The 12,164-nt window shown below is 63.9% G+C and carries 9 protein-coding genes; 3 read left to right on the forward strand and 6 right to left on the reverse strand.

All coding sequences use genetic code 11. From position 1 onward, the window contains the following. Positions 1-5 precede the first annotated feature (5 nt). Genes FOY51_RS18345 through FOY51_RS18360 form a run of 4 tightly spaced genes read right to left on the reverse strand, consistent with a single transcriptional unit; the run spans position 6 to position 6,696 of the window. Entirely contained in the window at positions 6-1,541 is a 1,536-nt protein-coding gene (locus tag FOY51_RS18345; protein WP_149431713.1) for an APC family permease, read from the reverse strand. Between the two features lie 60 nt (positions 1,542-1,601). Continuing rightward, positions 1,602-3,095, reverse strand: coding sequence for an aldehyde dehydrogenase family protein (locus tag FOY51_RS18350; protein WP_149431714.1), 1,494 nt, complete (start codon positions 3,093-3,095; stop codon positions 1,602-1,604). A gap of 5 nt (positions 3,096-3,100) precedes the next feature. After that, positions 3,101-4,240 carry an aromatic ring-hydroxylating oxygenase subunit alpha gene (locus FOY51_RS18355; protein WP_149431715.1) on the reverse strand — a complete coding sequence of 380 codons (1,140 nt, stop codon included), beginning with the start codon at positions 4,238-4,240 and terminating at the stop codon, positions 3,101-3,103. 2 nt (positions 4,241-4,242) lie between these two features. Then, positions 4,243-6,696, reverse strand: a complete 2,454-nt coding sequence (locus FOY51_RS18360; protein ID WP_371830466.1) for a GcvT family protein — start codon at positions 6,694-6,696, stop codon at positions 4,243-4,245. A gap of 354 nt (positions 6,697-7,050) precedes the next feature. On the opposite strand from FOY51_RS18360, the gene FOY51_RS18365 reads away from it, so the two are divergent. From FOY51_RS18365 to FOY51_RS18375, 3 genes are all read left to right on the forward strand, one after another. Further along, positions 7,051-8,457 (forward strand): HNH endonuclease signature motif containing protein, encoded by a 1,407-nt coding sequence (locus FOY51_RS18365; protein ID WP_149431717.1) that lies wholly within the window; start codon positions 7,051-7,053, stop codon positions 8,455-8,457. 287 nt (positions 8,458-8,744) lie between these two features. Then, positions 8,745-9,092 carry a bifunctional 3-phenylpropionate/cinnamic acid dioxygenase ferredoxin subunit gene (locus tag FOY51_RS18370; protein WP_149431718.1) on the forward strand — a complete coding sequence of 116 codons (348 nt, stop codon included), beginning with the start codon at positions 8,745-8,747 and terminating at the stop codon, positions 9,090-9,092. Then, positions 9,089-10,285, forward strand: coding sequence for an NAD(P)/FAD-dependent oxidoreductase (locus FOY51_RS18375; protein ID WP_149431719.1), 1,197 nt, complete (start codon positions 9,089-9,091; stop codon positions 10,283-10,285). The genes FOY51_RS18370 and FOY51_RS18375 overlap by 4 nt, the downstream gene beginning before the upstream one ends. Here FOY51_RS18375 and FOY51_RS18380 read toward each other — a convergent pair whose 3' ends face one another. After that, on the reverse strand, positions 10,286-11,344 hold the full coding sequence (locus tag FOY51_RS18380; RefSeq protein ID WP_149431720.1) for an NAD-dependent epimerase/dehydratase family protein: 1,059 nt from the start codon (positions 11,342-11,344) through the stop codon (positions 10,286-10,288). Between the two features lie 9 nt (positions 11,345-11,353). Next, positions 11,354-12,157, reverse strand: coding sequence for an S-methyl-5'-thioadenosine phosphorylase (locus tag FOY51_RS18385; protein ID WP_149431721.1), 804 nt, complete (start codon positions 12,155-12,157; stop codon positions 11,354-11,356). Positions 12,158-12,164 lie beyond the last annotated feature (7 nt).

Raw genomic sequence — 12,164 nt, forward strand, 5'->3', positions numbered from 1 at the left:
ACCGATCACTCCCGGAGGTCGGACTTGGCGACAGCTGCGTGCGAGGCCAGGGTGCCGAGATGGTGGCGGCCCTTGAGCCCGTACCAGAGCAGCCCGAGACCGAGGATGGCGCCGATGTAGACGAACGCGCCCCACGTGTTGTACCAAGGCGTTCCGTAGACGGCTTCACGCGGCCACGCCAGGTTGATCGCCATGCCGATGCCCCACCCAACGGCGACGATGTTCACCAACATGCCCCACTTACCCATCGTGAAGTAGCCGCCTGCCTTCAGGTCGGGCGGCGGCCATTTGCCTTGGAACCGCTTCTTGAGCAGCGGTCCCGTCACCATCAGGTAGGCCAGGTAGATCATGATGATCGCGATGGACGTCAGCACCGTAAAGATATGCGGCTGACCGATGTTCACCACCAGAATCAGTGCGGCGAGCACACCGATCACCACTGCGGGCACCACCGGTGTCTGATGCTTGGGATGCACCTTCGCGAGATGCTCGCCGAAGGGCAGCGCATTGTCGCGTGCCATGGCGAACATCAGGCGGATCGCGGCTGTGTGCACCGCAAGCGAGCACACGGTCACCGCGATCACGATGCAGACCAGGAAGATCGTGCCGAGCGGGCCCCACATCACTTGCTCGACGATGTATTGCAGGCTGCCGTCGGAACTGCCGATCTTCGGGTCGTTCAGATCGGGTGCGGCCATGATCGCGAAGACCAGGATGGCACCGCCGATCACGAACGACGCCAGAATCGCTCGCAGGATTGCCTTCGGTGCGGTGCGCCGCGGCTCCACCGTTTCTTCGCCGAGCGAACTGGCGGTGTCGAAGCCGTACATCACGTACCCGGATGCCAACGACGCGATCAAGAATGCGCTGAGGTAGCCGCCCGTTTCGCCTGCGCCGTAGCCGTGTGTGGAGAAGAAGACGCCGGGGCCACGGGTCATGTTCGCGGCCAGAATGATTGCGATCAGCACGGCAGCGATCAGTTCGACGAACACACCCGAACTGTTGATCAGTGCCATCAGCTTCACGCTCCACGCATTGACCGCGGTGGTGAAGACGATCCAGATCGTGCCGAGTACAACGGCATTGGCCGCGAAGTCGTGAGCGCCTGTGCCGTCACCGATGATCTGGAAGCCGCTCCAGAGTCGCGGCAGATTCAGCTGCAGCGCCAGGACGACGGCCGAGAGGGTGACGATCGATGCGGTCAACATCAGCCAGCCCGAACTCCAGCCGACAACCTTGCTGCCGAGGGTCTTGGACCAGTTGTAGACCGAGCCAGCGACGGGATACTTCGCCGCTAGTTCCATGAAGCAGAGGGCGACGGCCATCTGACCGACGAAAACCAGCGGCCACGACCACAGATAGGCCGGGCCCGCGGTGCCGAAGCCGAAGTAGAAGAGTTGGAAAGTTCCGGTGAGAATGGAGATGTAGCTGACGCCCGCCGCGAAGCTGGCGAACTTACCGATGCTTCGGTCAAGGGATTCCTTGTAGCCGAAATCCTCCATCCCGCTTTCGTTCGGCATGTCCTCTGCTTGAACTGCCATGATCTTTTGTACCTCTCTGGCGCTGCCGCCGGAACTGGGTGTCCCGGTCGCGCAGTTGGATCACTCTCCCTTGAACCATCCGGCAGGCACGGGTGCCGTGTTGTGCCAGATGTGTTTGAGCTCTTGATATTCCGCCAGTCCGGCAGGACCGAGCTCACGGCCGTTTCCGGACTTCTTGAAGCCGCCCCATTCCGCGGCGGCCGTGTAATAGCCGAAGTCGTTGAGCCAGATGGTGCCGTGGCGCAACGCACGAACCACTCGTTCGCCCCGCGCCGCATCAGCGGTGCGAACGCCAGCGGCGAGACCGAACTGGGTGTCGTTGCCGAGCCGGATCGCGTCGGCCTCGGTGGTGAATCGCTCGACGGTGAGGATCGGCCCGAACGTCTCTTCCTGCACGATCCGCATGGTCCGATCGCACTTGTCGAAGATGGTGGGCAGGTAGAAGCTGCCCTTCTGCAGCTCGGGCTCCGACGGCCGCGCGCCACCGACCACCAGCTCGGCACCCTCCGAGATACCCATCGCCACAAAAGCTTCGATCTTGTCGCGCTGCTGCTGCGACACCAGCGGCCCGGTTTCGCTTGCCGGATCCAGACCGTCACCCATCCGAATCTTCTTCGCGCGCTCGGCGAGCTCGGCGACGAAGCGGTCGGCGATCGATTCTTCGACTATCAACCTGGTGCCGGCCGAGCACACCTGGCCGGAATGCAGGAATACACCGGTGAGCACTTGATCGACGGAGCTTTCCCAGTCGGCGTCGGCGAAAACGATGTGCGGGTTCTTGCCGCCGAGTTCCACGGCCACCTTCGTGACATGTTGGGCGGCAACCTTACTGATGGTGGTGCCGGTGGCGAGTCCGCCGGTGAACGAGATCAGGTCGACATCGGGGGTGTCGGTCAAGGCGTTGCCCAGCACAGCGCCACTCCCCTGCACCAGGTTCAGCACCCCCGGCGGAACACCCGCCTCCTCGGCGAGGCGTACGAAGGCGATGGTGCTCAACGGAGTCACCTCGCTGGGCTTGGCCACCATCGTGCAGCCGGCCGCCAGTGCGGGGGCGATCTTCCAGGAGATCTGCAGCAGCGGATAGTTCCACGGCGCGATCAGCACGCACACACCGATCGGCTCGCGCACCACTCGGCTGATCACGGCAGGGTTGCCGACGTCGACCAGCCGATCCGATTCCACCTGCACCAGCTGCGCATAGAACCGGAACACCGAGACCACGTCCTCGATGTCGATTCTGCTCTCCACCAGAGTCTTTCCGGTGTCGGCGGTCTCGATGCGGGACAGCTTCTCCTTGTCGCGTTCCAGCAGGTCCGCGATACGGGACAGCAACGCCGAGCGCTCCCCAACCGGCGTCGCGGGCCAAGCACCGTCGTCGAAGGCGGCGCGGGCCGCTGCCACAGCAGCGGCAGCGTCGTCGGGTGTTGCCTCGTCCACCACAGCGACCACGCTGCCGTCGGCCGGGTTGATCAGTTCGCGCGTGCCGCCGTCCGACGCGTGTACCCACGTGCCGCCGATGTACAGGTCCGGTGTCGAGCTCTCGTCGCTGCTCACCCCGCTCACGCTATGCCTGTTTCGATCATCCCGACCAGCCAACTGTGGAACTCGGCGATGTGGTGCTCGGCAGGCACCAGAACGCCGCCGTCGCGGTAGGCCCGCGACGACATCGCAGGCTGGGTGCGCTCACAGGCAGCGAAGTCCTGCTCGTTGACACGATGGAACAGCTCGGCGGACTTGGACACGTCTCGGCCTTCGGAAACGATGTCGGGGGCGTAGAGCCAGTCGCATTCGACGACCGTGCGGTCCGGTGCCATGGGGAACATTCGGTGGAAGATGATGTGATCGGGTACCAGGTTGACGAACACGGTCGGTCGCACGGTGATCGCGTAGTAGCGGCGGTCCTGATCCAGCGAGATACCCGGTAGTACATCGAATCCGGCGGAGCCGTCGATCGTGAAACCGGCTATGTCGGAACCGAACTCGGCGCCGTGTCCGACGAAGTACTGCGCGGCGAGGCCGTCCGCGAACTCGGGCAACACCTCGGTGAGCTCGGGGTGAATGGTGGCGCAGTGATAGCACTCCATGAAGTTCTCGACTATCAACTTCCAGTTGGCGGCGACGTCGTAGACGACGCGTTTGCCCACATGCAGACTGTCGATGTCATAGCGGTCGACGGCCGCGGGATCGCCTAAACGTGTGGTGACGGAACCGATCACGGTGTCCACGAACGACGGCGGATCGTCCGCCAAGCACACCCAGGCGTAGCCCAACCACTCTCGCAAGGCGACAGGTATCAGGCCGTATGCGACGCGATCGATCTCGGCGCCGTCGGCATCGGTGAGCGCTGACATGTTGGGTGCCGCGATCAGCTTGCCGTCGAGTCCGTACGTCCAGGCGTGATAGGGGCACTGCAGGTTTCGTCGAACCTGACCAGACTCATCGGTGCAGATACGAGCGCCGCGGTGGCGGCAGACGTTGAGAAACGCGCGAACGGCGCCGTCGCGGCCACGTACCACCAGCACGCTCTCGCGTCCGACCTGCACAGCCTTGAAGGCACCCGCATTCGCCAGATCGCTGCTGCGGACAGCGCAGAACCACATCGCCTCGAAGATGCGTTCCTGCTCCGCTGCGAACACCGTATCGTCGTAGTAATACCTGCCCGCGAGGGTAGAGACCAGCGCGGTCTCGCTCGTCGTCACGCCTACCTCCGAATCCGCGACATCTCCGGATCGACAACCGGTTCGGTGTGCACGGTTGCGGTGTGGCCTTCGCCGAGGAAGTCGACCGACACCGCGGCACCGACGGCCACGTCCGCCGGCAACCACGCGTAGGCGATGGTGCGGCCGATGGTCGCCGAGTAGCCTGCGCTGGTCACATAGCCTGCCGTCGATCCGTCGATCCGAACGGGCTCCTTTCCGAGCACGACGGCGTCGGGATCGTCGAACACTATGCTGCGCAGCCGCTTCGCGGGCTCGCCCGCACTCTCCAGCGCTGCCTTGCCGACGAAATCGGCCTTGTTCATCCGTACGGCGAAATCGACGCCGGCGGCGGCAGGCGTGTGCTCGACTGTCATGTCCGCACCCCAGGATCGGTAAGCTTTTTCGATCCGAAGACTGTTGAACGCGATGCGTCCGGCGGCGATGATGTTGCGCTCACGGCCGGCCGCCCAGAGTAGATCCCACAGCGCGGCACCGTATTCCGACGTCGTGTAGATCTCCCAGCCGAGTTCGCCGACGTAGGACACCCGCATCATCGTGACCGGAATGGCGCCGATGTACGTCTGCAGCGCGCGGAAATATTTGAACGACTCGTGCGAGATGTCCCCCGTGCACAGCGGTGCGACGACGTCGCGCGCTGCGGGTCCCCACAATCCGATGCAGCAGGTGCCACCGGTGATGTCTCGCAAGGTCACAGTGGCGTCGTCGGGCAGATGTCGCGCGAACCAGTCGAAGTCGAGTGGTCCGTTGGCGCCGACCTGGAACGTGGTCTCGTCCAGGCGCGCCACCGTCAGATCGCTTCGGATGCCACCGCTTTCGTCGAGCATCAGCGTGTAGGTCACGGAACCGACGGATTTGTCGAGGTTGTTGGTCGTCAGGTGCTGCAGAAATGCGAGCGCGCCCGGACCGGCGACCTCGTATCGAGTCAGCGGCGTCATGTCGAACATCGCAACGTGCTCGCGTGTCCACACCGACTCCGCGATCGAGATGGGCGAATAGAACCGCGCCGACCAGCCGTCTCGCTGTTGGAACCGCACGTCTCGATCGCGGAGTTGTTGCACCAGTATCGCATTCGACTCATACCACGCCGGCCGCTCCCAGCAGCCGCCCTCGAAGAAGAAGGCGCCCAGCTCCTGCTCCCGCGAATAGAAGGGGCTGGTACGCAAGCCACGGAGCTTCTCACGGAACTGATGCGGATGGATGATGTCGTAGACCTCGACGAAAGCTTGCGAGCTGGTCTCGAGAATGAAATCGTCACTCAGCGCGGGCTTTTCGAATCGGTACAGGTCGCATTCGTGAACGTCGGTGTGCGGTGCGCCTTCGACTATCCACTCGGCCATCGCCTTCGCGACACCCGCCGAATGCGTGACCCAGACTGCTTCCGCCACCCAGAATCCGGACAGCTCGCGATGCTCTCCCATGATCGACATGCCGTCGGGGGTGAACGAGAAGATCCCGTTGAATCCTTCGTCCAGTTTCGATTCGCCGAGCACCGGCAACAGCTTTCGACTTTCCCGCCAGGCCGGAGCGAAGTCGTCGTCGGTGAACGGCAGCATCGACGGCATCGCCTCGTCGGCCGTATCCGCCAGCAGCGTCGTCATGTCCACCGGCATCGGCTTGTGCCCGTAGTAGCCGATGCCGATGCGGTCGCCGTGTTCGCGGAAATAGAGATCCTGATCCTGGTGCCGCAGGATCGGCAGGCCTACCTCGGCAAGATCGGAATTGCGGCCGACCAGCGTGTGCACCTGCCCTGTCTTTGCGTACTGATGGGCCATCGGGACCAGCGGAATAGTCAGCCCCACTTGCTTTCCCAGTTGAGCGCCCCAGAATCCGGCGGCACACACAACGACGTCGGCGTCGAACACATCGGTCGCGGTGCGCACTCCGGTGACCTTCCCGCCGCTGTGCACGATCTCGATCACGTCCTGGTGCGGACGAAAGGTGGCGCCGCGTGCGCTGGCGCGCTGCGCCTGGATTTCGGCTGCCCGCACAGCCTTCGCCAAACCGTCGGTCGGGGTGTGGAAGCCGCCGAGAATGCGATCCGAATCGAGCAGCGGATGCAGGTGCGCACACTCGGCAGGATCGAGCAGTCGCCCGCCGATCCCCCACGACTGCGCCCACCCCGCCTTGCGATGCAGGTCGGTCCACCGCTCCGGTGTCGTCGCAACTTCGAGGCCGCCCACCGCGTTGAAGCACCAGCCATCGGGATGCTCGAGCGCGCCGAACTTCTCGACCGTGTAGCGCGCAAACTCGGACATGGTCTTGGACGGATTGGTCTGGAACACGAGCCCGGGTGCGTGCGATGTTGAGCCGCCTGTCGCGAACAGCGGGCCTCGATCGAGCACGGTCACATCGGTCCAGCCGCGCTGCGTGATCTCGTCCGCGAGCGACGTCCCGACGATGCCCGCACCGATGACAACTACCTTGGGCTGCGCCACCAGACCTCCACATGTTGCGTAATGCGCAACTGTTGCCATATTGCGCTACAAAAGCGTGACCTGCGTGAAGGCGCTTGTCAACCGCTGGAGCACGCCGCAATTCTGCGCGTGAGCCATCGGCCTGTGTTCCCAACTGCCCTGTCGCAGCACAGTGGCCTTCCTCCCGCAATCCGGGAGGGCGGCCACTTTTCGTGTGGCGTCCACTCCACGGCGACACCGAGTAGATGGGTTGCCAAAATCGCGAAAATTGCCACCATTTGCTCGTGATCACGAAGGTCGAGTGCTCGCGCTAACCCATTGAGCCCCAACAGTTTCAGGATATTTCGTGTCGGTGGGTGCCGCTAGAATTAGCACATGCATTCGATCACCGAAGGACCTGTCGCAGCACTCGCTGCTGACGTGTCCGCGGTGCTCGATGACGACCTGACCCGCTACTCCGACGACCAGGTGACCGAGGTTCTGCGGATGGCCGAGCGGTGCACCCGCCAACTCGCCGCGTTCTTCACCAAAGCCCTCGTCGAAACCGAAGAACGCTCCATCCCACGCCGAGCCGGGTGCACCTCGACCGCGTCGTATCTGCAAGACGTGTTGCGGCTGTCCCGCTCCGATGCCACCGGTCGCGTCACCGCGGCAAAGAAGCTGGGTACCTGGCACGACGTCGGCGGACACCCGATTCCGGTCGATCTGCCCGCAACCTCCACAGCACAACAGGGCGGTGACATCAGCCCCGAGCATGCCCGCAAGATCGCAGCCGTCATGCACGACGTTCCCGCCGCCTTACCTAGAGCGCATCGGGACGAAGCGGAAAAGATCCTCGCCGAGTGCGCGAGGGACGGGACACCCGAGGACGTTCGCAAAGCCGGTGACCGACTGTTGAGCTACCTCGATCCGGACGGCAAGCTCACCGACGACCGCGACCGGGCCCGACGACGGGCGTTTCGGATCGGACCGCAAGGACCGGATTTGATGTCACCGGTGTCCGGGTGCATCGACCCCACCGCGCGGGCCCTGCTGGATGCGTTGTTGGCGAAGCACGCCCGGCCCGGGATGAACAACCCCGACGATCCGAACCCGGCCGATCCCGCCGACGCCGCCACGAAAGACGTCAGAACCGCCGCCCAACGCAACCATGATGCGCTCAAACGGATCTGCGAAATCGCGTTGGAATCCGGCGTATCAGGCAGCCACCGCGGACTCCCCGTCACCGCGATCATCACCATGACCCTCGATCAGCTCGAAGAAGCCGCCGGAGTCGCGACCACCGCGACCGGTGGCCGTATCCCCGTCTCCGACGCACTGAAAATGGCGGAAAAGACGCGACCGTGGTTGGCGATCTTCGACCACGCCGGCCGACCGCTACACCTCGGCAGAACCAGCCGCCTCGCCAGCGGAGAACAACGCCTTGTCCTGATCCCCTTCGATAGGGGGTGCACCAAACCCCGATGCGACAAGCCACCATCGCTCTGCGCGGTCCATCACCCCGAAGAATGGGCTGACGACGGCAAAACCGATATCGAGAACGAAACCTTCGCCTGCGACGGCTGCCACGCCCTGGTCACGAAAACAGAAACCGGGTGGAAAACCATCAAAGCCGGGGATGACCATGAATTCCCTGGCCGAACTCTGTGGATTGCACCCAAACATATCGATCCGGAACAGAAGCCGAGAATCAACCACTGCCACCACCCAGAAGAGCTACTCGACCGAGCCGTCAAAGCAGCCATCGAAGGGGCAAACGAATCCGAGGACGACGATCCGTAGCTAGATCCGCACAGTGCCTCACTGCCGGAAGTCCATCGGCAGGTGCTGTCTGTCTAGGTGCGAGACAGATGATGCCGAGATCGTTGCGTATCGCCACCACGCACAGGTCCACCGGCCCAAGCCCATCGCACCGGCTATCGAGCCATCGAGAACACCGCTTATCCCTAGCCACACGACACAGCTGATTCGGCCTTGACGCCGAAACCGCGAACAGGCACGCTGTTGCGTAGAAAGCGTCTGTTGCAATGGGTGCAACACCAGATGAACCGCCCGTTCGAAGGACACGAATGACCACCATTGCTATTCCAGTCGATGTCTCGACAGCCGCTGTCTGCAATCTCGCCGACCTGCCCGTAGGCGAAGTGGTAACCGTGGCCGCTCCGGGTCACCCGAAGATCTCCGTCTTCCACACCGAGGACGGGCTCTTCGCAATCGACGACACCTGCACACATCAAGACGCGTCGCTGGCCGACGGCTGGGTGGAGAACTGCACCGTGGAGTGCCCCTTGCACGACTCGTGCTTCGATCTGCGCACCGGCGCCGTCACCGGCCCTCCCGCCAAGGTGGCCGTCCGCACGCATGCGGTGTCCGTGGTCGAGGGCGTCGTCGTGTTGCAACTACCGCCGTTGCCATGACCGTTCCGCGGTCCGTCGTCGTTGTCGGCGCATCGCTCGCAGGACTGTCCGCTGTCCGGGCACTGCGCACCGAGGGCTTTACCGGCACCATCGCGGTCGTCGGGGACGAGCTGCACATGCCCTACGACCGTCCACCGCTGTCGAAAGACTTTCTGCACGGCGTCGACGACAACCAGGTGGTGCTGCTCGACGACGCCGCAGGCGAGGCCACTCAACTCGACGCCCGATGGCTGTTGGGCCGTCGCGCCGTCGCACTCGGCGCGACGGACGACGGCCGCCGCGAAGTGACACTCGACGACGCAACCACCATCGCCGCGGACGTCGCGATCATCGCGACGGGTGCGCGGGCTCGGACCTTGATCGGGGCAGGCGAACTTGCGGGTGTCCACACCCTGCGCACGTTCGATGATGCTCAGGCACTGCGACTCTCGCTGTCGACTGCCCGCACCGTCGTCGTCATCGGGGCAGGCTTCATCGGTGCGGAAGTGGCATCCACAGCGGTGGCCCGCGGTTTGGACGTGACGATCGTCGAAGCGACGACCGCGCCGCTGGCTGGGGTACTCGGCCCGACCGTTGCCGAAATCTGCGTCGCACAGCACGAAGCGCACGGCGTTCGACTGTTGACATGCGCCGCCGTGGAACGACTGGTCGGCGACGACAGGGTGACAGCGGTGATCTTGGGCGACGGAACAGAACTGCCCGCGGACGTGGTGGTCATCGGGATCGGGGCCATTCCCAACGTCGAGTGGGCAGCAGAATCCGGCCTCGGCATCGACAACGGCTTCGTGACCGATTCACTCTGTGCAACAGCAGTTCCCGGTATCTACGCCATTGGCGACTGCGCTCGCACCTTCGACACCGTGCTCGGCGCCTATCACCGCAGCGAGCACTGGACAAACGCCACCGTGCAGGCACAGATCGCTGCACGACGGATTATGGAGGCACCGCAGATCCCCACGCCCGCACCGTATTTCTGGTCGAACCAGTACGGCAAGATGCTTCAGTTCGCGGGTCATCGGCAATACACGGACGACGTTCGCTTCGTCGACGGCGACGCGAAATCGGCTTCGTTCACTGTGGTCTACGAAAGAGAGGATCGCGTGGTTGCCACGTTCGCAATGGACAACCCACGACTGTTCACTCGATATCGCAAGCAGATCAACAAGATTCCGGCACCAGCCTGGACACCGTGATCACACTTGAGGTGCCGAATGCCCTGACGCTTCACGCAGCGGTGCCGTCGCGAAATCAGCGAGACCGTCAGTCGGCAACACCTGTGCTGTGAAGCCGATCAGCCCGGATGCGCGCTGCGCGCTCGCGACGATATGGCGCACGTCGCCCGATCGATACTGCCCGGTGACGACGGGTGCAGGACCACCGCAGCGTTCGGACAGCGTCGCAGCAACCTCGCCGATCGTGATCGGATGACCGGAGCACACGTTGAGCGGAACGAACCCGTCGAGCTGCGCCTCCACAGCAGCCCGGTTCGCTGCTGCCACATCAGTGACGTGCACGAAGTCGCGCGCTTGCAATCCATCTTCGTACACGCGAGGTGGCTGACCCGCCTCCAACGCCGACCTGAACATTGCGGCGACACCGGAATACGGCGTGTCCCTTGGCATTTGATCGCCGTAGACATTGTGATAGCGCAACGCCACCACGCTGCCGCCCACCGCGGCGGCCCATGCCAGCGCGTAGTGCTCCTGCGCAACCTTGCTTGCGGCGTAGGTACTTCGCGGCCGCAGCGGCGCGTCCTCGTCGACCAATTCCCAGGTGAGGGTCTCTCCCGTCGCTGGATCGACATTGTCGAAGATGCCGTTGTCGAGGTCTTCGCGGCGACGAGGGAGAGGCTCCACCGTTCCGGACGTTGCGCTCCGGTAGCGCCCCTCGCCGTAGACCACCATCGACGACGCCAGCACCAGCCTGTGGCAGCCCGCGCGATCCATCGCCGCGAGTAGTACTGCCGTACCGAAATCGTTGTGACTGGCGTAGGCAGGCGCATCTTGCGCACCGATGCCTGCCCCGACGACAGCAGCCTGATGGCACACGACGTCGACCCCCTGCAAGGCATCGTCGAGAGCAGCACCATCGCGAACATCGCTGCGTCGCAGGCCGTTCGGCACAGACGGATCCTCACCGTGAGCCGATGCGATCAGCGCATCGAGCGCGACGACGTCGTGCCCCGCGTCGATCAGCGCAGAATGGACATGTGCTCCGATGAAACCCGCTGCGCCCGTGAGCAGTACTCGCATGCGTTTCTCCTACGGCAGTTCGATCGGAAGGGTCACGCCGTCGTGAACTCTGCAGTGCTCGCAGGTGTCGTCACCATCGACCGCGGCGACAGCCCGACTCACCAGCGACTTGAACGGTCCGATGTTGCGCTCGAATTCGGCGAACACATCGACAGCCCGCACGCCTGCACCTGCTTCCACGCCTGCGTCCAGGTCGGTCACCAGGGCAATTGCGGCATAACACATTTCGAGCTCGCGTGCGAGAACAGCTTCCGGGTGGCCGGTCATGTTCACCAAGCGCCAACCTTGCGCTGCAAACCACTGGCTCTCGGCGCGCGTGGAGAAGCGCGGGCCTTCCACGACCACCATGGTTCCGCCGTCATCGCCGCCGGATTGCACAGCAGCCGAACGCAGTTCGGGACAATAGGGATCGGCGAACGACACATGAACGCCGCCTGCATCGAAATACGTCTGATCGCGCCCGGATGTCCGATCCACCAGCTGATCGGGTACGACGATGGAACCCGCGCCGAGTTCGGGCGTCAGGCTTCCCACCGCGCACGGCGCGAAAATGCGTCGCACACCCAGTGATCGCAAGGCCCACAAGTTCGCGCGATACGGCACGGTGTGCGGCGAGAACTGATGCTTCGCGCCGTGCCGCGGCAGAAAGGCCACCGTCCGCTCGCCGACCATGCCGATGGTGATCGAACCACTCGGGCTGCCGTACGGCGTCTCCACATCCACGCTGCGAGCGTCGGAGCCGAAGAAGTCGTAGAAGCCGCTACCGCCGATGATGGCGAGAGTGGGCGATAGATCCGGTGAGCTGCTGGGCATGTCCTCG

The sequence above is a fragment of the Antrihabitans cavernicola genome, assembly GCF_008297975.1.
GTDB lineage: Bacteria > Actinomycetota > Actinomycetes > Mycobacteriales > Mycobacteriaceae > Antrihabitans > Antrihabitans cavernicola.

Bases quoted from the DNA above. Each gene is read 5' to 3' on its own strand.
- FOY51_RS18345 (WP_149431713.1), bottom strand. From the start codon at position 1,541: ATGGCAGTTCAAGCAGAGGACATGCCGAACGAAAGCGGGATGGAGGAT.
- FOY51_RS18365 (WP_149431717.1), top strand. From the start codon at position 7,051: ATGCATTCGATCACCGAAGGACCTGTCGCAGCACTCGCTGCTGACGTG.
- FOY51_RS18370 (WP_149431718.1), top strand. From the start codon at position 8,745: ATGACCACCATTGCTATTCCAGTCGATGTCTCGACAGCCGCTGTCTGC.
- FOY51_RS18375 (WP_149431719.1), top strand. From the start codon at position 9,089: ATGACCGTTCCGCGGTCCGTCGTCGTTGTCGGCGCATCGCTCGCAGGA.
- FOY51_RS18380 (WP_149431720.1), bottom strand. From the start codon at position 11,344: ATGCGAGTACTGCTCACGGGCGCAGCGGGTTTCATCGGAGCACATGTC.
- FOY51_RS18385 (WP_149431721.1), bottom strand. From the start codon at position 12,157: ATGCCCAGCAGCTCACCGGATCTATCGCCCACTCTCGCCATCATCGGC.